Source organism: Brevundimonas vesicularis, from assembly GCF_044807075.1.
Classification (GTDB): domain Bacteria; phylum Pseudomonadota; class Alphaproteobacteria; order Caulobacterales; family Caulobacteraceae; genus Brevundimonas; species Brevundimonas vesicularis_G.
This window is the reverse complement of sequence record NZ_CP085234.1, coordinates 2,196,559-2,219,567: the sequence shown is the minus strand read 5'-3', so window position 1 is coordinate 2,219,567 and position 23,009 is coordinate 2,196,559. Positions and strand designations below refer to the sequence as shown.

Below are 23,009 nucleotides of genomic sequence, written 5' to 3'. Positions count from 1 at the left end.
CATCATCATTCTTTTTCAAGAATGGTCGGAGCGACAGGATTCGAACCTGCGACCCCTTGACCCCCAGGCGTAGCGGGGCCCGTTTCAGCCGGTTCCGGACCGACCATGAAGTTCCGATTTTCTGGCGCTTTCCTTGCATACACCGCTTCTTAGAGCGAACACCTTGTTCCAGCCCGTGCCGGTATGATCCGGCCGAGGCTGTGACAACGCTGTGATAACGGAGGCGGTAATGCGGGTTCGGCTGACGGGCGGCGACAGAGGCAGCATAAACCGCGCACCCTCTCCTGACGGGCGGCCCATCATCTTGAACGATGACCTCCTGCCCGGCTTCATGCTCAGGGTTGGGAAGACCGCCAGCAGCTATCTCGTCGTCACTCGCGTGAAGGGCCGCCCCGGCCAGATCCGCCGGAGTCTGGGCACCACCCGCAACACCGAGCTCGGCGCCGCCCGCGAGGCTGCGCGTCGCATCATTGAGGACGCTCAAAACGGCATCGCCCCCGGCGACGCCGAGAAAAAGGCGAAAGCGGCCGCTGGCGGTGCCGAGATGTTCAAGGCCGTGAGCGATGCCTACTTCGAAGACACCCTACGGGGAGGCGGCGCCAAGCTGCGAACTAAGACGGAGATGCAGCGGAAGGTCGAGAAGGATCTCGCTGACTGGCTCGAGCGGCCCATCAGTTCAATAACTGCCCGCGAGATCTCCGACCTGATTTACAAGAAAGCGCAGACGTCGCCGATCGCAGCGAACCGCCTGGTCAGCTTCATCAAGAAGCTAATGCGATGGGCGAAACGTCGGCACATCATCTCGGCCAACCCCGCCGCCGACATCGAGAAGCCGTCCGACGAGGTCTCCCGTGACCGCTACTTGAGCGACGAGGAGATCCGGCTGATCTGGGATGGTTGCGGCCGTGTCGGCGATCCCTATGGCCGGCTCGTGCGCCTGGCCCTGGTGACCGGTCAGCGGCGTGGCGAGGTGGCGGGCCTTCGCCGATGCGAGATCGGTAAGCTCGAGCACCGCGACGGCCGCACTGGCGAGACGCGAGAGCTTGAGGCATGGTTGATCCCGGCCGAGCGGACTAAGCGCCTCCGGGCCCATTCCGTCCCGCTTTCACCGCTTGCCAGACGTCTGATCGGCGGCGCTCCGAAACTGCAGGTGGAAGGCCGTCTGCTCGAGCACATTTTCGCCAGCGGAGTCGGAGGCGATCAGCCGCCCTCGGCTTGGTCAAAGTTCAAGCGCCGACTGGACGATGAGGTCGGCCGAGCAATCGCCAAGGCGCTTCACGAGCCCTTCGATCGGAAGGTTCATGCCCTACCCGACTGGCACGTCCATGATCTGCGCCGAACCTGCGCCACGCACATGGAGATGCTGGGCGTCGACCGTAGGGTGATCAGCCGAGTGCTAAACCATGCCGAGGGCGACAGCAGCGTCACCGCTATCTACGCGCGCTATCGGTTCGACGCCGAGGCTGCCGAAGCGTTAAACGTATGGGCGGCAAAGCTCGAACGCCTCACTGGTGCCAATGTCGTAGCGATCAGTCCTGCAGGGGTGGCATGAGCATCGACAGATCCGCACCGCTCAACCAGCAGCTTGAAGCATTACTCGGGAGTGAGGCGCGCCGGTGGACTAAGACACTTCCACCTAAGCGCCAGGCTTGGCTTGAACGCTGCGGGCCTCGCCACGCCCTTCCTGAGTGGCTGATGGATCCCGAGCGAGACCTGACAGCGCGCGGGGTGGAGATCCTCGACTTCGCGGAGGTCAATCTTCCCGCCGGGATTCGAGAACGAACGATGGGCGCTGTTGGCGACAGTACATACGTCATGGCTGCTGCTCGGCTCATCCCTCGTGCATCCACTTTTCGTGACCAGGTAATTCCCCTACTAGAACAGCTATGGGACGCACTGAACGTCAATGATCATTGGGCGGCGCTGCTGATCCTTTCGCAGATCGCTGGTTTGGCGGGACAGGCACGCCAGATGCTGGACAACCTGCCTCGCGCTGCGCCGCCAGGCCGTAAATCCGGCCCATCCGAGATCGGGGCAGAGTACAACGACGCGGTCGCCGACATCATCCGGCAGATCGATATGGGTACCGAGAAGCAGGCCGATGTCATCAACGGATGGGCGGTGCGCTTGGCTCGCCCCGAGGTTGAGCTCAAGAGCATCAAGACCCAACTGCGCGACCGCGTGCGAGCTGAACGGAAGCGCAGATCAAACGGCGAGCAATTGATCTGCGCGGACTCCAAGGGTGCATAGAGGTTTCATGGGACTCCAAGGCCGCGATGGCTTCTTCAAAAGGAGACCGCACATGAACCCCGGATCCCAGACGTTACCGAATTACGACGACCGCCTGATCCAAGTGAAAGAGGTAATCAGGCTCACGAGCGTTTCGAGAACTGACGTGACCCCCTTAAACTCCTCCAGGAATAGCTAGAGTCCGCCCCTCGAAAGGACGGACAGAATGAAGCGATCACGGTTCACGGAAGAGCAGATCATCGGGATCCTGCGCGAGCAGGAGGCCGGCGTTCCGGTGGCGGACCTGTGCAGGAAGCACGGGCTGAGCTCACCGACCTTCTACAAGTGGAAGGCCAAGTATGGCGGCATGGACGTGTCAGAGGCCCGGCGTCTGAAGGCGCTGGAAGAGGAGAACGCCAAGCTGAAGCGGATGCTGGTGGACTCGATGCTGGACAGCGTCGCGCTGAAGGATCTGCTGGGAAAAAAGTGGTGACGCCCGCTGCGCATCGAGAGGCGGCGGCGCACCTGCAGTCGGCCTACGCGATGAGCGAACGGCGGGCCTGCCGGGTGTTGGGCGTGGATCGGACGAGCGTGCGCTATCAGGCGACGCGACCGGACGACGGCGTCCTGCGGGATCGGCTGAAGGCCCTGGCCCAGGAGCGACGGCGGTTCGGCTATCGCCGCCTGCACGTGATGCTTCGGCGCGAGGGGCATGCGGTCAACAAGAAGCGCGTCCAGCGGATCTATCGCGAGGAGAAGCTGACGGTGCGCCGGCGCGGCGGGCGCAAACGCGCCATAGGCACGCGGCGTCCGCTGGAGATTCCCCTGGTCGCGAACCAGCGCTGGTCGCTGGACTTCGTCTCCGACCAGATGACGGACGGGCGGCGCTTCCGCATCCTGACGGTGATCGACAACTGCACGCGCGAGTGCCTCGGGCTCGTCGCCGACACCTCGCTGTCAGGGCGACGGGTGGCGCGCGAGTTGGACGCCATCATCCTGCGGCGGGGACGCCCGGATACGATCATCAGCGACAACGGCACGGAATATACGTCCAACGCCATCCTGGCCTGGGCCGACGACGCCGGCGTGAGCTGGCATTACATCGCGCCGGGCAAGCCTCAGCAGAACGGCTTCAACGAGAGCTTCAATGGTCGGCTGCGCGACGAGCTGCTGAATGAGACGCTGTTCCGATCGCTGCCGCACGCCCGGGCTGTCCTCGAAACCTGGCGGCGCGACTACAACGAAACCCGGCCTCACTCGAAGCTGGGATGGTTGACGCCGAAGGCCTACGCACAGGCGCTCACCGGACAGAGCGGCCGGTCTGCTGCGCTGGTTGATGGCTGCTCAGACCGGCCTATTGCCAACCCCGCCAACCCCAGTTCAGATCAACCAAGGACTCTCGTTATGGCTGGATGAGAAACGGGGGTCACGTCAGAACTCAGCTCCATAGACTTGTGAAAGCAGGGAGTTTCCCGCGGCCCTGCAAGATTGGAGCTGCTCGGAAGGCATGGAGCCTTCAGGAGGTCCGCCTTTGGATCGCCGACCGTCGCGCTGAGGCGCACGCCCTCTCGGTCCTGAGCGTTGATGCCGATGCCGCCATATCTCTTCCTTGGGAGAACTAGGGGACGTTGAGACTTTATGTGATTCACGTCGTCGGGATGAGTAACGGCGGGGCGTGGATCGAGAGGGTCACCGTGGGACGCGGCCATAGCCCCAGCGCAGTCCAAAGGGAGAAGCGCGGCCGCCGGCGAGACGCATCGTCGTAAGTAGCTCCCGAGCGAAGGCGCGCGTCGCGCTTAGCTGTCCCATGCGGGGGGTCGGCTCCATTGAGCTGGTCAACATCGCCTGGACAGGGACCGCCCCGCCGGCTCTCGGGCCGTTGGGACGGTCGTCCTGTGTCCCGCAAAGGGTCTCTCCAATGAGCTGACTAAGTTAGGGAAGCCCACTCAACTGCCCGCTAACCGCGCGAACCGACGAAGGCGTTTGGTGGATTGTATGGTGGTCCAAACGAGATAGCACGTGTCTCTGCTCCTCGAGATGCTCGAGTATGACGGTTTTCAGTTCGAGACTTCTGAGCTTCTTCGTCACCCATTCCGAGGTGTGGATTATTCCCCTCGATACTGGATTTGAGGGCCTCGACGATTGCTTGCTCGCATGTCGCACCGGCATAGCTAGACTGCTATCCGCTTGAAGTTGGGGGAGTCGATGACTCCCTCGCATCTTGTTGCGTCGCGCAGTTTGACCGCTGTCCGCTCGAAGTTAGGGGAGTCGACGACTCCCTCGCATCTCGTTGCACTGGCACAGTTTGACCGGTGTCCGTCCGAAGTTGGGCGAGTAGACGCCCCCCTGCGGTCGCACGGGGACAATCCTTCAGCTGCCCGCTTGCGGCTGGAGCGTTTGACAGCTCACGTAGGCACCCAGCGTCGGTGGTGGGGGGAGAAAACTTCGAGAAAGCGTGGCCGCGAACCGGCGCCTTGCCGAATTAAACAGGGGATCGAATTAAAGGGGGGGGTCATTTTCTCCAAGTTCGTTGAACAAGCAGGGACGTGTGAGCTCCTTGGTGCCTCCACCTATCTAAGGTAGTCCTCGACTCCCTGGCTCCCGAGCTGGCCTCTTGCGGGCTCTGAGCGCAGGCACTGCCCTGTCGCCATGCTGAGAAGCCCTTCTGCAAGGCGAGCTACTGACTACAGGTGACATCGTTCCAGAAGGCGGTCAGCTGGTTAACGTTGGACCAGAGCGTGTATCGGCCGCAGTCAACCGGACGGTTTCAACATTGGTTTTTTTCTGAGTACGACGTTCGATGTGCGGCAGCATCTGACCACGCTCTTCACTTCTGGAGCAGTAACGCTGCCCTGGATACTGTCAGGACGAGGGCAAGCATGAAGATACGCGCAAATCGGACGCGCCACGGGCTGGGCTGGTTTAGCTGACAGCACCGACTTAAACTTCGGACCATTATAAAATCGATCGCGCTCTGGGACTTCTGGATCGACCGGGGTGGCACGTCCACCGATGTCGTGGCCCGCGCACCTGACGGCGGGCTGCAAACGCGCGAGCTTCTGCCGGTCAATCCCAAGCACTATGCCGATGCGGCCGTGGAGGGCATCCGGCCGCGTCCCGCGCGGCCCGTTGCCGCTCGGTCTGGTCGGGGACGTGCGGATGGGCCGACGGTGGCGACCACTGCGCTCCAGGAGCGCAAGGCGAGCCAACGCACTTGGCCATCACCTCCGGCTTCGGCGACGCCCTTCAGATCGGATGGCAGGCGCGCCCCGAACTTTTTGTGCGCTAGATCGTCCTGAACGACCAACTGTATGACTGCATCGAAATCGACGAGCGTGTGATGGCGGACGGCGCGATAGACCGGCCGCTGGACGAGGACAAGGCGCGCGCCGACCTGGCGGCCGCCCATGCGGCGGGTCTGCGCGCGGTGGCCATCGTCCCGGTCCACGGCTGGCGGCTCACCGACCACGAGACGCGGCTGGCCGGGATAGCGCCAGACGTCGGGTTCGAACAGTCTCGGTCAGTCATAAGGTCGGGGCGCTGATCAAGCTGATCGGGCTTGGCGACACGACGGTGGCCGACTCCTATCTGTCGCCGATCCTGCGCGTTTATGCGGAGCGTATCGGGGCCAATCTGGGCGCGGCGACGCCGCTTCAGTTCATGCAGTCGTCGGGTGGGCTGACGGCGGCCGACGCCTTTCGGGGCAAGGAAGCCATCCTGTCGGGGCCGGCGGGCGGCGTGCTCGCCATGATCGAGACAGCGCAGGCGGCCAGGTTCGATCGCGCTATCGGCTTCGACATGGGCGGCACCTCGACGGACGTGTCCCACTTCGCCGGCGAATACGAACGCACGTCGGACGCCGTGGTCGCCGGGGAGCGGCTGCGGGCGCCGATGCTGGGCGTCCACACCGTCGCGGCGGGCGGCGGCTCGATCTGCCCGTTCGAGGGCGGACACCTGCTGGTCGGGCCTGAATCGGCTGGCGCCGTGCCGGGACCGGCCGCCTTTCGACGCGGCGGGCCGCCAGCGGAAGGAAGGCTTGGAACCGATTGGCGAAAACGCGGGCCCGTCTCGCTCGTTGCCAGGCGCCGAATGCGGCTTACCGAAATATCGGCCTAGTGATGAGACACTGTGATCGCCGCATACGAAGCGGACATCGCGGAGTTCCGCTCTGGGTCAGAGGCAGCCATCTGCGACGGCCAACCAGTTGATCTGTTAGGGCGCTCTAAGTTGTCTGCGTAAATTTAGAGTTCGTTCAGCTTACTCCCAGGCTGCGTTCCTCGGTCGCGACTCCACATCGGTCGGTCCCCGTGTCAAAGTTCGGCCGGGAGGACTGACTGATGGCGACACGCAAAACACTTATTAAATCGCGCGCCGGCGTTCGTCTTCACCGCATCGAGGATCTCGCCCGGCAGCAGGTGGTCCAATCGTCCTGGCGGCTTTCAAGCTTGCGCCAGAACCAACCACGCTCATTTGCCGATGAGACGGAAGCGGAGGACGCCTTTGACATGGAGGTCATCGCTTCGCTCACCGATCCCATCATCATGGACATGCAGCGGCGCGGACTGATCGACTGAAGTGGCGGCCAAGCTGAAGGTCTTCAACTGGTCCGACGGCTTCCATGCCTTCACCGTCGCCACCACCTCGCGACCCAAGGCGTTGGAGGCCTGGGGCTCAAAGCAGGATCTGTTCGCAACCGGCTTAGCCAGCCAGCTTTCCGGCGGACCGGATTACGAGGCCGCCCTGGTCTCTCCCGGCGAAGTGATCGAGCGCGGGCTCGCGATCGATGTCGGCAAGATCGGCAAGGCCAAACCCGCCAAATCTCGGGGACCGTCCAAGGCCAAGGCCGCCAAAATCGAAAAGCTTCAGGCGGCGCTGGCTGATCTGGATGAACGCCATCAGGCGGTGATGGCGGATTTCGAAGAACAACAGGCCGCGCTAAGCCAGGCGCGCCAGGAGGCGGAGGCGACCTATGAAACGGACCGCAAATCCTTGGCTGCCGATCTGAAAAAGGCCAAAGCCTGATGTGCAACCTCTACCGCCAGCGCTCCGGCCCCCAAGCCATACTGGACGCGGCGAACGCCATGCAGTCGACCGTCGGCAACCTCGCGCCGGGTGATGCCTATCCCGACTATCCCGCGCCGATCGTGCGCTGGGAGGGCGCAGAGCGCATACTCGCTTTGGCGCGCTGGGGCATGCCGTCGTCCAAAAAAATGATCTTCGACAATGCGACGAAGCGCGCCGACAAGTTGCGCGCCAAGGGCGGCGAGGTGGACTTCCAGAAGATCTTGGAGTTCGAACCCGACAGCGGCACGACCAACGTCCGCAACACCCGCTCCAGCCATTGGCGCCCACATCTGTCGCCGGCGTCGCGCTGCCTGGTCCCCTTCACGGCCTTCAGCGAACCGGGCCGGGACGCGGCCGGGAAATACCGACCCGTCTGGTTTAAGCTCGCGGGAGACCAGCCCGAGTCCCTAGCCTTTTTCGCCGGAATTCACCTCCAGGCCCACACGAGCGTCCGCAAGATCAAGACCGGCATGGAGACGATCGATGTCTTCGCCTTTCTGACGACCGAGCCTAACGCCGAGGTCGGCGCGGTTCACCCTAAGGCCATGCCGGTGATCCTGACGCAGTCCGACGAGATCGAGGCGTGGATGACAGCGCCGTGGGAAACGGCCAAGGCGCTTCAGCGCCCGCTGCCCGACGGCGCTTTGTCAGTTATCGAAGCCTAGGCCACGTAAATCGGCCGATATTTGATTAGGCTCAGGACTCATAGCCAGAACAGCACGGTAGCGGCGAGGGCTATGGCGGACAGGAAGACGGTCGGACAGCGATCGTAGCGGGTGGCGACCTGGTGCCAGTCTTTCAGGCGTCCAAACATGATTTCGATCCGGTTTCGCCGCTTTGTAGCGTCGCTTGTCGAAGCGGATGGGTTCGGTGCGGGTTTTGCGGCCTGGGATGCACGGCGTGATCCCCTTGGCCTGCAAGGCGTCCCGGAACCAGTCGGCGTCGTAGCCTCGGTCTCCCAGAAGCCACTGGGCGCGGGGCAGGCTGTCCAGGAGAGCGGCAGCGCCGATGTAGTCGCTGACCTGACCCGCTGTCATGAAGAGGCTGATGGGCCTTCCGTTCGCATCGGTCACGGCGTGAAGCTTGGTGTTCATGCCGCCTTTCGTGCGTCCGATCAGTCGCCCGAGACCCCTTTTTTACCCGCAGGCTCGAAGCCGTGCGGTGCGCCTTCAGATAGGTCGCGTCGATCATGACCGTGCGGCGTTCGGTCTGAGCCCCGGACAGGCCCTCCATCATCCGGATGAAGACGCCAGCCTCACTCCATCGCTTCCAGCGGTTGTAGAGGGTCTTGTGCGGCCCGTAGGCCGCCGGCGCATCTCGCCAGCGCAGGCCGTTGCGGTTGACGAAGATGATCCCGCTCAGCACCCGGCGGTCATCCACCCGCGGCTTGCCGTGGCTCTTGGGGAAGAAGGGCTCCAGCCGAGCCATCTGCTCGTCCGTCAGCCAATACAGATCGCTCATATCCAGACTCCTCAGGAGCCTGAATCAGATCGTTCGCCTCACATCAATGGGTCCTGAGCCTAGAGCGCGCCAGACGCAAGCCTCAGCCGGACGTGAGGGCGGACCGGTGAAGCCCGCCCAATCTTTTTCAAGCGTCCTTGGCCTTTAGGTTGACCGTCAGCTCCGCCAGCTCGGTTATGGACTGATCGCTCTCGTAGATGTCCTTGGTCGCGGCCTTCAGCTTTTTGTCGTCGATCTTGAGACCCGAGCCCGCCGCGAAGGCCGCTGCTGTCCCGAAGCCCGCGATGCCATAGTGGGACATCCGCTGATATTGCGCGATGATGATGGCGTCCAACACGGGAACTTTCTCCGGACCCTCTTCGAGGACATGCTTCGTGGCTTCGGCGACGAGGCCTTCCATGCCTCTGCAGTGTTCTTTGGAAACTTTTTCGTCCTGCCCGGCGAGCAGCTCCTTCAGCAGCTCGGTATGCTTTAAAATGCCTTCAACCGATTTGCCGAGCATTTCCTTAAGCGAAGGATCAGAGGTTTTCGGGGCGATCTCCTTCAGCGCGCTGCATCTGGTCGTTGGCGGACCACAGGTCTTTCAGCTCGTCGGTGTAGAGGCCTTTCAGATCTTCTGGCGTCGACATGGATGTTCCTGCTGGATGAGTTGATTGGATGTCGTGCGGACGTTCGGAAAGCCGCTTCGGCCCCGTTAGCGATGAGCCAACTATCCGTTCCGGCGAATCCTCTCGTTAGCGCCGGAACAAGAACAGCTCGATCTTGTTAGGCCCACTGGAAACCCGCGCGATCAGCGTCAGACCTGAGGGATGTATGCAAACGACAAACTACGAGTTCATCGGATGGGACGCGCTGCTCTATGAGTGGGCGCCCAAGGTGATCGGCGCTGTGCTGATCCTCATCGCGGCTTGGTTTATCGGCAAGGCCGTGAAATGGGCCCTGGCGAAGGGGATCAATCGTATTCCTGGCGCTGCCAAGGCGAGCACCAGTGACAACCCGAAGCACTCGATCGGCGCCAGCCTGGGAGATGTCGCCTTTTGGCTAATCCTCTTGTTCGGTGTCGTCGCCGCCCTCGGCGTCCTGAACCTGGGCCAGGTCGTCACGCCCCTGAACTCACTGCTCACGCAGGTCGCGTCCTTCGTTCCGAGCGTCCTCGGCGCGGTCCTGATCTTCTTCATTGGGTTTGTAGTCGCGACTTTGGCCAAGCGAGTCGTCGAGGCTGCACTGCAGGCCGCCAACGCGGATCGCTGGCTTGAGAAGGCCGGCCTAACCAAGGCGACGGGCTCGACTGGCGTCAGCACCGCGATCGGCACCTTGGTGTTCGTCTTGATTCTGATCCCAATCACGATCGCGGCGCTGGAGCAGCTGGGCATCGAGTCTTTGACGGTTCCGGCGGTTGCCGTGCTGTCGACTGTCTTGGCTGCGATCCCGAATGTTCTCGCCGCTGCCATCGTTTTGGCGGTGGGTTGGTTCATCGGTCGCTGGGTCGCCCAGCTGATCGAACGCATCCTGCCGGCGACTGGGTTCGATCGCAGCATCTCGAGCCTGACGGCTCTGACCGCCACGACTCAGGCGCCGGCCGCGCCGAAGCCGACCGCGGCTCCCTATGCCGGTGACGTGACACCGGCTACCGCAAGGGCTCTGGGTAGTGATGTGCCCAAGCCGATGACGCCGTCCAGCATCGTGGGCAAGATCGCAATGGCGGCGATCGTCGCCTTCACGGCGGTCGAGGCCGCCAAGCTTCTGCAGTTCGGCACGATCGCCGTGACGCTGCAGGAAATCCTGGCCCTGGCCGGACACGTCATCGTCGGCGGGATCATTATCACCGTCGGCGTGCTGATCGGCGGTGTCTTCGCCAACCTGATCAACAAGGGTACGGGCGGCGCCGATGGCTTCGCCTCCACCCTGGTGCGTTGGGCCACGATCGCATTGGCGACGGCCATGGGCCTTCGCTTCATGGGCATCGCCGACGATATCGTCCTTCTCGCCTTCGGCCTGATCCTGGGGGCGGCTGCGGTGGCGGCAGCGCTAGCCTTCGGGCTCGGCGGGCGCGACGCCGCCAGCAAGGTGGCCCAGACGTGGGCCGACAAGGTCACGAAGACCCCGCCCCAGTGAGACCCGCGGCCGACGATCGACGAGATCGCCGGCCGCATTCTTTTCCCCATTTAACGACGAGTTCGACATGACCGATAACCGCGATCGCGACCCTCGCCTGACCCCAGTGGCCCCGGCCTGGCGCAAATACCTCCCCTGGATCACCGGAGCCGTCGTGCTCCTGCTGCTGCTACTCATGCTGACCCGCTGTGGCGACGACCGCGCCGCCATGGATCCCGCAGCGACTGACGACGCCGCCGTAGCTCCGACGACCGAGACGCCGGTCATGCCCGCCACAAATGCTTCCGTTGGGGTTTCGGGGCTGGACGCCTACCTCGCTGGCTCGGACGCCGCCCCGCGCACTTTCGCGTTCGAGCGCGTCAACTTCGACACCGGCAGCAGCGCCATTCGGCCCCAAGATCGTCCCGAGATCGCGGCCGTCGCCGCTGTTCTGAGCCGCTACCCGAATGCCAAGATCCGCCTGTACGGCTATGCGGACGCGCGCGGCTCCGACGCCGCGAACCGAACCCTCGCCCAGGCCCGGGCCGACATCGTCCGTTCCGCCCTGACGGCAGCCGGCGTGGATGCCCGCCGTATCGAGGCGCTTTCAGGCGGGGAAACCAACCCCGTCGACAGCAACGCCACCGCCGGAGGACTGGCTGAAAACCGCCGCACGGAACTGGTCGTCGTCCGCCGCTAACCGCACAGGCCGGGGCTAGCGCCCGGGCCATCCACCTTCAGAGGAGACGTCATGAGCTTTTTCGGAAGAATTTGGGAAAAGATCACCGGCCATAAGGCGCGTCCGACGACGCCCCAGGCCCAAGCACCCACGAGCACCCCAGTCTCGGCACAGCCCGTTCCTGCGGCGCCCACCACTCCCTTCACGCCTCAACCGGTCGATGTGGACCAGATCCTCTCCCAAATGGCCGAAATGAAGGGCGGCGGTGGAAACTGGCGGACATCGATCGTCGATCTGCTCAAGCTACTCGACCTGGATTCCAGCCTCGACGCCCGCAAGGACCTCGCCGAGGAGTTGGGCGTGCACGCTGGCGCTCATGGCTCGGCGGAACAGAACATCGCCCTGTCCAAAGCGGTCTGGCGAAAGCTTGCGGAGAATGGCGGCCAGGTTCCGGCCAGTCTGCGAGACTAATCGAACAGGTCGATGTCGGCTCAAGACACTGCTGCGATTCTCCTGCTCGCTCGCCACCTGGATGTGGAAGAGCCTTCGCCTGGGCAATCCAAATGGACGGATATCAAGGCGGCCATCGACGGCGTGAGCGATGATCGCCTTGATGCATCGATCCGCTATTTCGGTCAGGCGGGCTCGCCAATCACCGCCCGCGCGGCTGAGATGTTGACGGATTTGATGATGGCGAGGATGGTCCGCCTATTGGGCGTGTCGAGATCGGAGCGACAATAGCGCCTCGGACTGGGCGCGGTACAGAGGGTGTCAGTATGAAGCGCTTCTTGCGAGACAACGGCCTGACCCTAGGCTCAGGACTCATAGCCAGAACAGCACGGTAGCGGCGAGGGCTATGGCGGACAGGAAGACGGTCGGACAGCGATCGTATCGGGTGGCGACCCGGCGCCAGTCTTTCAGGCGTCCAAACATGATTTCGATCCGGTTTCGCCGCTTTGTAGCGTCGCTTGTCGAAGCGGATGGGTTCGGTGCGGGTTTTGCGGCCTGGGATGCACGGCGTGATCCCCTTGGCCTGCAAGGCGTCCCGGAACCAGTCGGCGTCGTAGCCTCGGTCTCCCAGAAGCCACTGGGCGCGGGGCAGGCTGTCCAGGAGAGCGGCAGCGCCGATGTAGTCGCTGACCTGACCCGCTGTCATGAAGAGGCTGATGGGCCTTCCGTTCGCATCGGTCACGGCGTGAAGCTTGGTGTTCATGCCGCCTTTCGTGCGTCCGATCAGTCGCCCGAGACCCCTTTTTTACCCGCAGGCTCGAAGCCGTGCGGTGCGCCTTCAGATAGGTCGCGTCGATCATGACCGTGCGGCGTTCGGTCTGAGCCCCGGACAGGCCCTCCATCATCCGGATGAAGACGCCAGCCTCACTCCATCGCTTCCAGCGGTTGTAGAGGGTCTTGTGCGGCCCGTAGGCCGCCGGCGCATCTCGCCAGCGCAGGCCGTTGCGGTTGACGAAGATGATCCCGCTCAGCACCCGGCGGTCATCCACCCGCGGCTTGCCGTGGCTCTTGGGGAAGAAGGGCTCCAGCCGAGCCATCTGCTCGTCCGTCAGCCAATACAGATCGCTCATATCCAGACTCCTCAGGAGCCTGAATCAGATCGTTCGCCTCACATCAATGGGTCCTGAGCCTAAAGACGATCCGGTCCCGTTCTGGCGATCGACACAAGGTCTGCGGTCAACGGATCAGGCGAAAGGCCCCAGCGTGCGAGCGCCGCGTCGAACACACTCGGATCGGGCGCCACGGCGGCGAATAGCGTCATCGATGATCGGAATTTGAGATCGTCGGGCGATCCGAACAGCTGATGCGATGAGGTCGCCGGCGCCGTGGTCGCGCTCTGGGCAGCGCGGATGAGACGCGCCCCTAGAACGGGATGCAGCAGATAGGCTTGCGCCTCCGCGAACGATCCGATGCCATAGAAGGCAGCCGTCGAAGACCGTCCCAACGACCGGGCCTTGGGGGAAGACGAACCATATCCAGTGGCTTGTCTTGCGACCCGTCGCGAGCTCGGCCATCGCCGTTTCGAACACGGGGTCTTGAGCTAGGACAAAACGGTCGAGAGCTGTCGTCACTTGCCCGTCTCGCCCAGACTGGCGAACCAGTCTGCATAGGGGGTGTTTCGCGCCATGTGCCGATTGAGATCCGGCGAGCCGTCGGTCCACCACACCGGGCCCCGCTCCCCCAATCCAACCTTGGCCTTGTCGACGCTGCGCCGCGCTGCGGCCAAAACGTCCGTATCCCCAGCCGCCAGGGCCGTCCGCACCGCCCGGCGCGCCGACATCAGATCATGCACCAGATCGTCCCTCGCCTCCGCCGACAGAGCAGGATTGGAGCACCGCCACAGCCGGCCTCGCACCACGAAATAGCGGCCATCTGGAGTCGTGGGGTATCGGGGAGACCGAGTCATCGTCGAGCTAACGCACAGCGGGCCGGATGGGCGCCGCCCACAGGGCCATCCACAACGCCGTAGCGATCCGCCTTGACTCTCGCACGCTCGAATAAGAACAAATGCGGAACATTCAGACCGCGATCGGTTTCAGGAGATCATGTCCGCCGCATCTTCATCCTTTCAGGCGCTCCGCACGGAGATCGCGCGCATCGAGGCGGGTCGACGTCCGCCCGGCGGAGTGCTGCCGTTCGGCCTGGCCGCGCTCGATCGCCGGCTGCCCGCCGGCGGCCTGGCGCTCGGTGCGCTGCATGAAGTGGCTGGCGGCGGCGACGGGGCCATTGACGGCGCCGTCGCGGCTCTGTTTGCGGCCGGCGTCGCGGCGCGCACCCAAGGGCCGGTCCTCTGGTGCGTGACCCGCCCGGATCTGTTCGCGCCGGCGCTGGAGCAGGCGGGGCTGTCCTCCAACCGGGTCATCTATGTAGAGGCCGGTGACGAGGCCGGATTGCTGGCCGCCTTCGAGGACGGCCTGCGTCACGGCGGCTTCGGCGCGGTCGTGGGCGAAGTCGCCCGTCTGTCCATGACGGCGTCGAGGCGGCTGCAGCTGGTCGCCGAGGACACGGGCTCGCTCGGACTGGCGGTCCGACGATGGCGTCGTCAGGCCGAAGCGGCGGACTTCGGCCAGCCGACCGCCGCCGCCACCCGCTGGCGGGTCACCGCCCTGCCCTCCGCCCCCCTGCCCGTGCCCGGCGTCGGCCGCCCGCGCTGGTTTGTCGAACTGATCCGCTGCCGCGCCGGAGCCTGCGCGGATTTCGAACTGGAAGCCTGCGATGAGACGGGTCGTCTCGCTCTACCTCCCCACCTGGCCGACCGATCGGCTGCGACGCCGGCTTGGACCCGACGCGCCGTCGCGTGATACGCCGATGGTCCTGGTGGGGCGCCAAGGCCGCAAACGCGTGGTGTTGGCCGCCGACCCCGCCGCCCGCGCCCATCGCCTGCATCCCGGCATGGCCGCGACCCAGGCCCGGGCCCTGGTCGCCGATCTTGTCGTCCATCCCTTCGATCCGGCAGGCGACGCGGCCGCCCTGGACCAACTCGCCCTCTGGGCGCTGCGCCGCTATGCGCCGATCGCGGCCGCCGACCCGCCGGACGGCCTGGTGCTCGACGTCACCGGGGCCGGTCACCGCTATGGCGGCGATGAGGGCCTGCTCGAGGATCTGATCGCCCAGACCGCCGCTGTCGGCCTGGGCGCCCACGCCGCCCTCGCCGACACGTGGGGCGCCGCCCATGCCTTGGCCCGCAACCTCGCCGAACCGACCATCGTCGTCGCGCACGGGGGGCCTGCCATCCGTCGCCTGCCCTTGCGCGCCTTGCGCCTGCCCGCCGACATGGTCGATGGCTTGGGACGTCTGGGGATCGACGCCATAGGCGAACTGGAGGCCAAGCCCCGCGCGCCTCTGGCCCTGCGCTTCGGGCCGGAACTGATCCGTCGACTGGATCAGGCCCACGGTCGCGCACAGGAGCCAATCACCCCGATCGACGCTCCGGAACTGATCCAGGTCCGGCGGGTCTTCGCCGAGCCGATCGGCGCGCCCGAGACCCTGGCCCGCTACACGCTGAAACTGGTCGAAGCCCTGAGCGAGGCGCTCGAAGCTCAAGGGCTTGGCGCGTCGCGACTCGACCTGCGGTTTGAACGGATCGACAACCGGACCGAGGCCATTCGCGTCGGTCTGGCGCGCCCCGTCCGCGATGTCGCGCGGCTCACACGCCTGCTCTGCGACAAGATCGAAACCGTCGATCCTGGCCTCGGTGTGGAGGCCATGGTTCTTGCCGCACCGGTCGTCCTGCCGCTGGACTGGTCGCCCAGCGTAGGCGATCTAGGCGGCCTGGCGACGCCGGACATCGGCGATCTTGTCGATCTGCTCGCCAATCGCCTCGGCCCTCGGAACCTATACCGACTGGCCCCGGCGCAGAGCGACGTGCCCGAACGCTCAATCCGCAAACTGTCGCCGACTGCTCCGCCGGTATCGGAGACCTGGACCCGCCGTTGGCCGCGCCCCTCCCGCCTGCTCGCTAAGCCCGAAGCCATAGAGGTCGTCGCGCTCCTGCCCGACCAGCCGCCGGTCGCCTTCAGTTGGCGCGGCGTCCGCCACCGTGTCAGGCGCGCTGACGGTCCTGAGCGGATCTTCGGCGAATGGTGGCGACGCGACGGCGAACGCGATGCGGTGCGCGACTATTTCCAGCTGGAGGACGAAGCTGGCGCGCGCTTCTGGGTCTTTCGACGCGGCGATGGCGAACAGCCTCAGACCGGCGATCTCAGCTGGTGGCTCCACGGGCTCTTCGGCTGACGCCTTTCGACCGGGGTCAATGTCAATCTCGAGTGGTCCGCGCTGTCTCGGAATTGCTAACCGTCGGCCTTGGCTGCCGCTTGTTGATCGGACAACTAGCATGTCTGCATGGCTCTCCCCAGCAATACCGGTTGTACCGGGCCACGTCTGACAGGCACGGGCAAGGCGAAGGATACGCGGTAGCCGGTAGATGCAACCTAATGCTCGTCAGGATCGCCATCGCGAAACCGCCACTTCATGATCAGGACGCAGGCCGCCATGCCCAGGGCAAAACTGTTCGACACAGTCACCGGCCAGGCTCGCGTCATGACGCCATAGACCACCCAGAGGATGAAACAGGTGACGGTGAGCGAATAGGTCTTGAGGCTGACCGAAGACGCGTCGCGCTCTTTCCAGATCTTGAGGGCTTGGGGCGCAAAGCTCGTGATCGAGCAGACCGCCGCCGCTGTACCCACGATATTGGCTGTCAAGTCGCTCATGGATGGGCAACGGCGCCCGCTGGGCCACCGTTCCTGTGTGCGAAAACGCACCTCTAGATGATCACGTCGGTGCCCGCACCAGGCGTCAGGAAAGCTGATTTCCGCCCTGTCGTGGCATCAGCCTGGCCTCCCAACGATGACCCTTCCGGGTCCTGTGAAAAGAATGGGCGAGCCGGCTGAACCGTTGATCGCTCTTGGGGTTGACCCTTTGCAGGGAGCACTGACCGTCATGACCATCGTCGATCCATTGGGCGTCGCCCCGATGCCCTCGTTCACCAATGCGGCCGCCCTCGCCGGCATCGCGCTTTTCGATCCAGATGGACACAATCCGGGCAATCTGCACGATCAGGCGTCCAGAGAGATGCTTGTCTCCCGCCTGGCGCGCCTTCTGCGCCTCCCGGTCGTTGATGTCGTCGAAGATGCGGAGGACGTCGGACCCGACGTCTTGCTGGTGCCTCGCGACACCCTGATCGGTGAAGACATGACCTCGCGCACGGTCTTCACCGCGGGCAATCTATTAGGCGGCCGCGTCCCCCACCGCTTCATCGCCACCAAGGCGATCACCCACGGCCTGATCGATCGGTCCGCGACCTGCCCGGCCGGCTGGTCCAACACCATGGCCGAACGTCTGGGGGATGCGGCTCTAGAAGGCTACACCGCCTTCACCGTCGCCGACGCGATCGAAGCCGGTCGACGCCTCCTCAAGACCGGGCCCGTCCGCGTCAAGGATGTACTGGCCAAGGCAGGGCTGGGCCAGACGGTCGTCGAGACGCCTGAGGCGCTCGTCGCCGTCATCGCCGATCAAGACGAGGCGCAGATCGCCGCCTTCGGCGTCGTCCTTGAAGAAAACCTGCTCGGCGTCGAAACCTACAGCGTTGGAGCCCTGTCGGTCGGCGGACTGCGCATCAGCTACGTTGGCGATCAACGGGAAACGACGGACCACAGGGGACGCGAGGTATACGGCGGTTCACGACTGAGGTGCGTCAGGGGCGATCTCGATCGACTGACCCACCTCGGCCTGACCCCCGAGGCGGTGGAAGCGGTGCGTTGCGCCGCCGTGTTCGACGACGCCGCCCAGCGCGCCTATCCGGACTTGGTTCTGACCCGCCGGAACTACGATGTCCTCGCCGGCAAAGATGCGCGAGGGCAAAGGCGAGTGGGCGTTCTGGAGCAGTCGTGGCGGGTCGGCGGCGCGACGGGCGCGGAAATCACCGCCCTCGAGGCCTTCGCGGCGTCGCCGGCGCTGACTTCCGTCGAAACCGCCACGGTCGAGGTGTACGGCCTCGCCGATGTCGGACCGGAGGATGTCGTCTATTTCCGGGGTGAGGACCCCAAGGTCGGGCCGATGACGAAATATGTGACGAGGACAGCGTGATTGAACCTGACGACGTCGAGGAAGGGCGGGTCCGACTGTCTGTCGACGGACAGAAGCTGACCGGCACGCTTCTGACGCCCGAAGCCCCTGTGCCGGGCTTTCTGTTTGTTCACGGCTGGGGCGGCGATCAGGAAGAGGATCTGGGCCTGGCCGAGGATCTCGCACGACTGGGCTGCATCTGTTTCACCTTCGACCTTCGAGGCCATGCCGAAAGCGATGCGAGCCGAGACGAGGTCACCCGGCAGAACGGCCTGGACGACGTCACCGCAGCCTATGACTATTTGGCGTCCCAGCCGCTGATCGATCCCGGTGCGATCGGCGTGATCGGCACGAGCTACGGAGGCTATTTGTCGGCTCTGCTGACGAGCATACGAGACGTGCGCTGGTTGGCGCTACGTGTCCCGGCGCTTTATCCGGACGCCCACTGGGACGTGCCCAAGGCCAAGCTCGATAAAGACGCGGTGCGCGCCTATCGACGACAACTGCGAACGCCGCAGGAAGACAAGGCGCTCTCGGCCTGCGCCGCGTTCGAGGGCGACGTCCTCATCGTGCAGTCGGGCAAGGACGATCGCATTCCGCCAGAAGTCATCGCCTCCTATCAGACCGCCTTCAAGGACGCGAACTCGTTCAGCCACAGGATCATCGCCGAGGCGACCCATGCGATGCGCGATCCCGCCCACCAGCGCCTTTACGCCACCCTGTTGATCAACTGGGTGGAGGAAATGGTGCGGGCGAGCCGCCGGTCTTACCGGTGAGCCTGTCGCCAGCGCCCAACGCCCAGCGCAGACGCCCTTATCGCAGCCGCATTACCCACTACGACGCTTTCGTCTCTGGAACGCCGCGTGTCGCGCCTCGTTGATGGCGTAGGCAAACGGAGACCCACCATGACCGACCTCTCGAACATCAAAGAACATATGGAAGTGATCGGCGCCGACGGCGTCCATCTCGGCACCGTCGATAAGGTTGAAGGCGATCGCATCAAGCTCACCAAGGCCGACAGCGGATCGCATAGTGATCACCACCACTACCTCTCGGGCGGTCTGGTCGCCGAGGTTGAAGGCAATCGGGTGCGCCTGTCGGCAAACGCCGACAACGCCGCTCTGCTCGAGGAAGAAGAGGCCGGCGAGGCGATCGCCGACCTGAAATAGTGTCGATGACCCGAGACAACGATGCCGTGGCCGCCCAGCTTCTGGCCATCCGCGAGCAGCTGACAACCGAAGTGTGGTCGACCGCCGTGGCCGCCGCGACGTCCGGCGACCACGAGCGCGTCCGTGATCTGGTGAAGTTGAAGGTCGATATCGAAGCCATCGACTTCGCCCTCGGACACCGGCCGGCGGGCACAGCTACGGAAAACGAGAGATGATCGACCTGAACACCGCCAGCGCCGACGCGTTAGACGGGATTGAGATGTTGCGCGGCCATGGGTTCGAGATCGTTCGCTATCGGGAGGAAAGAGGTCGGTTCACCAGCCTTCGCCAACTCGATGAGGTACCGGGTCTAAGCGGCAAGACTAATGGCGTTGAAGCGCACGTTTCTGTCAAAGCCACGAATTCAACGACTTAGCCACCTTCGCAATAACGGCTCCACTGCGTGGGCACCGCTCGATCAAGATCGCTTCCCCTCTAGAGGAGTCGGGCACTTACATGCGTCGGCTCTTTGAGTTTCATAAGTACGGCGAGCCTGCGCTTTAAAAGACGGTAGTCCTAAAAGGGATCTGCAGGGGCTTTTCGCGCAGCGGCGATTTCGGCCAGCGTGGGATCGCGGCGGATGGTCAATCCGTCGGACGACCAGTGGACCAGTCCGATATCCGCCATCGCCCTTAGCCAACCGTCCATCGGCCAGACCGACCAGGCGGCGTGGAAGCGCTTGGCGTTGGCGATCAGGGCGCGAAAATGCTGCAGGGGCGGATCATAGCCGTCATGATGTTGGTGGAAGACTGGCGCGCCGCCGGCGAAGAGGAGCGGCAAGCCCTCTCGCGCGATGCGAAACCCCAGGTCCGTGTCTTCGGCGCCGTAGCCGACATAGGTCTCGTCGAACCCGCCGATGCTATGGAAGGTAGAGCGACGGAGCGCGAAAGCCAGGGACCAGAACAGGCCGGGATTGCGCTCCAGGCTTTCGCCTTCCTGCGGAAAGGGGCGCACGGGATGGGGCCGGCCGGCCGCTCTCAGATCGGTTTCCGACAGGGGGCCCGGCGGGACAGCTCCGGCGGGTAGATAGAGCACCTCTGGACAGACGACGGCGTCATGCTCGGCGAGCAGGGCCTGCATACGGCCGCAAACTGACGACGACACGATGCAGTCCACGTCGAGAAACAGCAGGTTATCGCCTGAGGCCAAGGCGGCCGCCAGGTTTCGGGCGGCGGCCAGAGGCAAGGCGTCGCCCGCCAGACGTTCGATGCGAACGGGAAAGCTCAGTGGCGGCAGCGTCACCGGTGCATCGCTCATGTCTATGACGACCAGTTCGTCGGGCGGCGTGGCGCTGAGGGACAACCCCTCGACCAATCGGTCCAGATGGGCCTGCCGGTTGCGAACCAGCGTGAGCGCGGACAGGGTGGTCATCGGCGGCTCCACAAATCCAGCCGATAGTTCGGATGCCGCTCGGCGAGATCCACTTTCATGACAGCCGACAATCCAAGCCAGAGGCGTTCCACGGCGTCGTCGGCGGTCTGGGGATAGTCGGTCTCGCCCGTCCAGTGCACCAGAAGGACGCGTCCGCCCTCGACCAGGCCATCGGCGATGCGTTGCGTCGCAAGGTCCAGATCGGCGTGGCTCCAGTAATAAGCCACTTCGGACAGGACGACGAGATCCAGCCCGTCCAGAGCCGGACAGTCCCGGGGGAAGGCCTCGGCCTCGAACCGGACGTTCGGCCGCCCCGACAGACGCTGGCGCGCTCGCTCCAGGGCGGTCGGGCTGACGTCGATCGCCAACAGATGATCGCAGACGGCGCTCAGCCGCTCGGTCAGGACGCCGCCCGCACAACCGACCTCGAGCGCAAAAGCCGCTCGCCGTACCGACAGAGCGGCGATGGTGCGATCGAACTTGGCCGCCTCATAGGGACTGGAGGCCAGACTCCATGGATCGGCGTCCCCGGCGAAGATGCCTTCGAAATAGGCGGCGGGAAGCGAGCGTTCAGCCATAGGCGTCGCACCGATAAAGGGTGTCCGAGGCGGCGCGCAGCCCCCTCTCCTTCTCAAGCCGGAACCCTTGGCCGAACATCGGCGTCAACTGACTTTGATGGCTCGATAAGGCGTACGATCTGAGGCCGGCCCTTAGAGGTCGCGTCGTGATCCGCAGTTTCGACCCGGGCGGAGCCGCCCCCCACACGACATAATCGAACACGGCGACCGGCCGGCAGGCTATTCGGGCCGCGCGGCGCGCCAGCTGGGCCGCCGCCTGGTGATCGCAATGGGGATCGTCAGGACCCGTCACGGCGATCGCATCGACGCGCCGCTCGCGGCACAAAGCCGCGAGACGACGCGCGCTCGCTTCGAACATCATGCTGCCGGCAGAAGCGGGCTGGGCGTCGGGCCAATCCAGAAACACGGGCGGCGCCGCCGCATCCCCCGCCAACCGTCGAACGGCGCGCCCTGCCTCCAGGCGTCGGGTCCGGATAAGCCTCGCACGGGAGGCCGCATCCGAATGATCGTGCGAACCCGCACCGTCGGTGAGGATCACGACGCCCGCCAACCGCCCAGCCTCGGCCGCCTGATGGATCAAGGCGCCGGCGCCCAGCGTCTCGTCGTCGGCATGCGGGGCGATGACCAGCCACCGCGCGGATCGCCAGGGCGAACGCTCCAGCGCCAGGGTCGCCAGCCGGCCGGTTTTCTCGCTCACCATAGGGCGTCGCCCTCGCCCCAGAGATCGCGATCCAGCCAGGTCTTGGCCGCTTGGTCCTTCGCATAGTCGGGTCCGGCCTGCCGAAGATAGAGGCTGAGATCACGGGTGATCTTGTCGATGCGCTCGCCGTCGAAGGCGCTGCGTGTCCCGACCGACCGCGCCGCCAACTCCATGACATCCAGGGCGCTGCGTTCGACGACGCCGCGCGTGGCGCGGGCGAAATCCCCGGCGTCCGGCGCTTCGGACGCCGCGCGGATCGCGGCTTCGCGGACCCAGAGCCAGGCCGTCCGCGTCGCAACGACCGCGTCGGCGAAGCGCGCGCGCTGGATGGGATCGGCGCGGGCGGCGTCGGACAGCGCGTCGCGCATCGCCATGACCAGGCCTTCGACGCCGCCCAACTGCACCGCCGTGAACCGCCAGGCCCCGGCCGTGAAACGCGGTTCGCGATCATAGTCTCCGGGACGTCCGAGCCGCTGATCGGCATCGACCGTCAACTCGGTCACCTCATAGCGCCCGCTGGTCGTCGCGCGCATGCCGCGGACGCGCCACCCGCTCAGATCAGCCCTCTTCGGGTCGTTCGCCGGCACGACGATCAGCTGGCGTTCGCCCTGTTCCGGCTTTGCGGTAATGATCGCATATTCCAGGCCGCCTGCGCCGGTCGCGAACATCTTGTCGCCCTGCAGCCGGTCGCCGACCAGACGAACGCCGGGCGGCGGCTCCGTCGCCCAGACGCCGAACCAGCCCCCCTGCGCAAGGATCTTGCCGAGCCAAGCCTTCTGGGCCGGGTCCGCGTACCAGTCGAACAGCGCCAAGGCGTTGACGTGTCCTTCGAACAATCGGCCGACGCTGAGATCCGACCGCCCCACGCTTCGTAAAGCGCCCATCAAGGCCAAGGCCTTTTGGACTGGATCGTCATAGGCCGTTCCGCCGCTTTGAACCGGAGCGAACCGCCGACCCCAACCCTCCGAGGCGAGCAGCGTCAGACTGTCGGCGGGATATCTCGGCGCAGCGTCGTAGCGCGCACCGAGCGCCGCCAATCTAACCTCAAG

General features: G+C 64.7%; 29 protein-coding genes and 6 pseudogenes. 21 read left to right on the top strand and 14 right to left on the bottom strand.

The annotated features are described in order from the left end of the window. Positions 1-229: 229 nt before the first annotated feature. From LG306_RS11125 to LG306_RS11080, 10 genes are all read left to right on the top strand, one after another. Positions 230-1,552, top strand: a complete 1,323-nt coding sequence (locus LG306_RS11125; protein WP_404414433.1) for a tyrosine-type recombinase/integrase — start codon at positions 230-232, stop codon at positions 1,550-1,552. Then, positions 1,549-2,250, top strand: a complete 702-nt coding sequence (locus LG306_RS11120) for a hypothetical protein (RefSeq protein ID WP_404414432.1) — start codon at positions 1,549-1,551, stop codon at positions 2,248-2,250. The genes LG306_RS11125 and LG306_RS11120 overlap by 4 nt, the downstream gene beginning before the upstream one ends. A 205-nt stretch (positions 2,251-2,455) precedes the next feature. After that, a protein-coding gene (locus LG306_RS11115; protein ID WP_404413560.1) for an IS3 family transposase occupies positions 2,456-3,645 on the top strand; the annotation gives its coding sequence in 2 pieces (ribosomal slippage) (positions 2,456-2,708 and positions 2,708-3,645; 1,191 coding nt in all). Beyond that, entirely contained in the window at positions 3,642-3,851 is a 210-nt protein-coding gene (locus tag LG306_RS11110) for a helix-turn-helix transcriptional regulator (RefSeq protein ID WP_404414430.1), read from the top strand. The genes LG306_RS11115 and LG306_RS11110 overlap by 4 nt, the downstream gene beginning before the upstream one ends. A 1,395-nt stretch (positions 3,852-5,246) precedes the next feature. After that, the gene (locus LG306_RS11105) at positions 5,247-5,528 is read left to right on the top strand and encodes a hypothetical protein (RefSeq protein ID WP_404414428.1); all 282 of its coding nucleotides are present in this window, start codon (positions 5,247-5,249) and stop codon (positions 5,526-5,528) included. A 41-nt stretch (positions 5,529-5,569) separates the two neighbouring features. Further along, positions 5,570-5,773: a hydantoinase/oxoprolinase N-terminal domain-containing protein gene (locus LG306_RS11100; protein ID WP_404414426.1), complete on the top strand. Its 204-nt coding sequence runs from the start codon at positions 5,570-5,572 to the stop codon at positions 5,771-5,773. A gap of 29 nt (positions 5,774-5,802) precedes the next feature. After that, a complete protein-coding gene (locus tag LG306_RS11095; protein WP_404414424.1) occupies positions 5,803-6,345 on the top strand; it encodes a hydantoinase/oxoprolinase family protein in 543 nt (180 codons plus the stop codon). Between the two features lie 221 nt (positions 6,346-6,566). Further along, the gene (locus LG306_RS11090) at positions 6,567-6,803 is read left to right on the top strand and encodes a hypothetical protein (RefSeq protein ID WP_404414423.1); all 237 of its coding nucleotides are present in this window, start codon (positions 6,567-6,569) and stop codon (positions 6,801-6,803) included. Position 6,804: 1 nt separating this feature from the next. Then, on the top strand, positions 6,805-7,251 hold the full coding sequence (locus LG306_RS11085; protein ID WP_404414422.1) for a hypothetical protein: 447 nt from the start codon (positions 6,805-6,807) through the stop codon (positions 7,249-7,251). After that, positions 7,251-7,958 carry an SOS response-associated peptidase gene (locus LG306_RS11080; protein WP_404414420.1) on the top strand — a complete coding sequence of 236 codons (708 nt, stop codon included), beginning with the start codon at positions 7,251-7,253 and terminating at the stop codon, positions 7,956-7,958. Before LG306_RS11085 ends, LG306_RS11080 begins: the two co-directional genes overlap by 1 nt. 38 nt (positions 7,959-7,996) lie before the next feature. Here the strand turns inward: LG306_RS11080 and LG306_RS11075 are convergent. The 4 genes and pseudogenes from LG306_RS11075 to LG306_RS11060 all read right to left on the bottom strand — a co-directional run. After that, positions 7,997-8,152 (bottom strand): annotated as a pseudogene (locus tag LG306_RS11075) (transposase); the annotation flags it as partial. Further along, positions 8,133-8,387 (bottom strand): annotated as a pseudogene (locus LG306_RS11070) (transposase); the annotation flags it as partial. The pseudogenes LG306_RS11070 and LG306_RS11075, both read right to left, overlap by 20 nt. A gap of 55 nt (positions 8,388-8,442) precedes the next feature. After that, positions 8,443-8,721, bottom strand: a pseudogene (locus LG306_RS11065) (transposase); the annotation flags it as partial. A 160-nt stretch (positions 8,722-8,881) separates the two neighbouring features. Further along, a complete protein-coding gene (locus LG306_RS11060; protein ID WP_404414418.1) occupies positions 8,882-9,256 on the bottom strand; it encodes a DUF892 family protein in 375 nt (124 codons plus the stop codon). Positions 9,257-9,642: 386 nt separating this feature from the next. Here LG306_RS11060 and LG306_RS11055 point away from each other — a divergent pair, with 386 nt between their 5' ends. The 4 genes from LG306_RS11055 to LG306_RS11040 all read left to right on the top strand — a co-directional run bounded on the left by LG306_RS11055 (position 9,643) and on the right by LG306_RS11040 (position 12,268). Continuing rightward, complete coding sequence (locus LG306_RS11055; RefSeq protein ID WP_404414416.1) at positions 9,643-10,869, top strand: mechanosensitive ion channel; 1,227 nt, start codon at positions 9,643-9,645, stop codon at positions 10,867-10,869. 67 nt (positions 10,870-10,936) lie between these two features. Beyond that, on the top strand, positions 10,937-11,548 hold the full coding sequence (locus LG306_RS11050; protein ID WP_404414415.1) for an OmpA family protein: 612 nt from the start codon (positions 10,937-10,939) through the stop codon (positions 11,546-11,548). Between the two features lie 51 nt (positions 11,549-11,599). Then, positions 11,600-11,998, top strand: coding sequence for a DUF3597 domain-containing protein (locus tag LG306_RS11045; RefSeq protein WP_404414413.1), 399 nt, complete (start codon positions 11,600-11,602; stop codon positions 11,996-11,998). A 12-nt stretch (positions 11,999-12,010) separates the two neighbouring features. Further along, entirely contained in the window at positions 12,011-12,268 is a 258-nt protein-coding gene (locus LG306_RS11040) for a hypothetical protein (RefSeq protein ID WP_112862667.1), read from the top strand. 81 nt (positions 12,269-12,349) lie between these two features. On the opposite strand, the pseudogene LG306_RS11035 reads toward LG306_RS11040, so the two are convergent. The 5 genes and pseudogenes from LG306_RS11035 to LG306_RS11015 all read right to left on the bottom strand — a co-directional run. Beyond that, positions 12,350-12,505, bottom strand: a pseudogene (locus tag LG306_RS11035) (transposase); the annotation flags it as partial. Then, a pseudogene (locus LG306_RS11030) lies at positions 12,471-12,740 on the bottom strand (transposase); the annotation flags it as partial. The pseudogenes LG306_RS11030 and LG306_RS11035, both read right to left, overlap by 35 nt. A 55-nt stretch (positions 12,741-12,795) precedes the next feature. Beyond that, positions 12,796-13,074: pseudogene (locus LG306_RS11025) on the bottom strand (transposase); the annotation flags it as partial. A gap of 92 nt (positions 13,075-13,166) precedes the next feature. Continuing rightward, positions 13,167-13,481 (bottom strand): DUF1810 family protein, encoded by a 315-nt coding sequence (locus tag LG306_RS11020; protein ID WP_404414411.1) that lies wholly within the window; start codon positions 13,479-13,481, stop codon positions 13,167-13,169. Positions 13,482-13,604: 123 nt separating this feature from the next. Continuing rightward, positions 13,605-13,943, bottom strand: a complete 339-nt coding sequence (locus LG306_RS11015; protein ID WP_404414409.1) for a hypothetical protein — start codon at positions 13,941-13,943, stop codon at positions 13,605-13,607. Between the two features lie 139 nt (positions 13,944-14,082). Here LG306_RS11015 and LG306_RS11010 point away from each other — a divergent pair, with 139 nt between their 5' ends. Together LG306_RS11010 and LG306_RS11005 are read left to right on the top strand one after the other, a co-directional pair. After that, positions 14,083-14,838, top strand: coding sequence for an ImuA family protein (locus LG306_RS11010; RefSeq protein ID WP_404414407.1), 756 nt, complete (start codon positions 14,083-14,085; stop codon positions 14,836-14,838). Then, positions 14,753-16,270, top strand: a complete 1,518-nt coding sequence (locus LG306_RS11005) for a DNA polymerase Y family protein (protein ID WP_404414405.1) — start codon at positions 14,753-14,755, stop codon at positions 16,268-16,270. The genes LG306_RS11010 and LG306_RS11005 overlap by 86 nt, the downstream gene beginning before the upstream one ends. 197 nt (positions 16,271-16,467) lie before the next feature. Here LG306_RS11005 and LG306_RS11000 read toward each other — a convergent pair whose 3' ends face one another. Beyond that, positions 16,468-16,749, bottom strand: a complete 282-nt coding sequence (locus LG306_RS11000; RefSeq protein ID WP_404414403.1) for a SemiSWEET family sugar transporter — start codon at positions 16,747-16,749, stop codon at positions 16,468-16,470. 229 nt (positions 16,750-16,978) lie between these two features. Between LG306_RS11000 and LG306_RS10995 the strand changes: the two genes are divergently transcribed. The 5 genes from LG306_RS10995 to LG306_RS10975 all read left to right on the top strand — a co-directional run bounded on the left by LG306_RS10995 (position 16,979) and on the right by LG306_RS10975 (position 19,687). Continuing rightward, on the top strand, positions 16,979-18,124 hold the full coding sequence (locus LG306_RS10995; RefSeq protein WP_404414401.1) for a DUF3182 family protein: 1,146 nt from the start codon (positions 16,979-16,981) through the stop codon (positions 18,122-18,124). Beyond that, positions 18,121-18,879, top strand: a complete 759-nt coding sequence (locus LG306_RS10990; RefSeq protein WP_404414399.1) for an alpha/beta hydrolase family protein — start codon at positions 18,121-18,123, stop codon at positions 18,877-18,879. The genes LG306_RS10995 and LG306_RS10990 overlap by 4 nt, the downstream gene beginning before the upstream one ends. Positions 18,880-18,966: 87 nt before the next feature. Further along, entirely contained in the window at positions 18,967-19,272 is a 306-nt protein-coding gene (locus tag LG306_RS10985) for a DUF2171 domain-containing protein (RefSeq protein WP_404414397.1), read from the top strand. A 5-nt stretch (positions 19,273-19,277) separates the two neighbouring features. Then, positions 19,278-19,487: a hypothetical protein gene (locus LG306_RS10980; protein ID WP_295172372.1), complete on the top strand. Its 210-nt coding sequence runs from the start codon at positions 19,278-19,280 to the stop codon at positions 19,485-19,487. Continuing rightward, positions 19,484-19,687, top strand: coding sequence for a helix-hairpin-helix domain-containing protein (locus tag LG306_RS10975; RefSeq protein ID WP_404414394.1), 204 nt, complete (start codon positions 19,484-19,486; stop codon positions 19,685-19,687). Before LG306_RS10980 ends, LG306_RS10975 begins: the two co-directional genes overlap by 4 nt. 140 nt (positions 19,688-19,827) lie before the next feature. Here LG306_RS10975 and LG306_RS10970 read toward each other — a convergent pair whose 3' ends face one another. The 4 genes from LG306_RS10970 to LG306_RS10955 are packed head-to-tail and all read right to left on the bottom strand — an operon-like array spanning position 19,828 to position 22,997. Further along, complete coding sequence (locus LG306_RS10970; RefSeq protein ID WP_404414392.1) at positions 19,828-20,682, bottom strand: glycosyltransferase family 2 protein; 855 nt, start codon at positions 20,680-20,682, stop codon at positions 19,828-19,830. After that, a complete protein-coding gene (locus LG306_RS10965) occupies positions 20,679-21,260 on the bottom strand; it encodes a class I SAM-dependent DNA methyltransferase (protein ID WP_404414390.1) in 582 nt (193 codons plus the stop codon). Before LG306_RS10965 ends, LG306_RS10970 begins: the two co-directional genes overlap by 4 nt. Then, entirely contained in the window at positions 21,253-21,960 is a 708-nt protein-coding gene (locus LG306_RS10960) for a PIG-L deacetylase family protein (protein ID WP_404414388.1), read from the bottom strand. Before LG306_RS10960 ends, LG306_RS10965 begins: the two co-directional genes overlap by 8 nt. Further along, on the bottom strand, positions 21,954-22,997 hold the full coding sequence (locus LG306_RS10955; RefSeq protein WP_404414386.1) for an acyl-CoA dehydrogenase: 1,044 nt from the start codon (positions 22,995-22,997) through the stop codon (positions 21,954-21,956). Before LG306_RS10955 ends, LG306_RS10960 begins: the two co-directional genes overlap by 7 nt. Between the last annotated feature and the right edge of the window lie 12 nt (positions 22,998-23,009).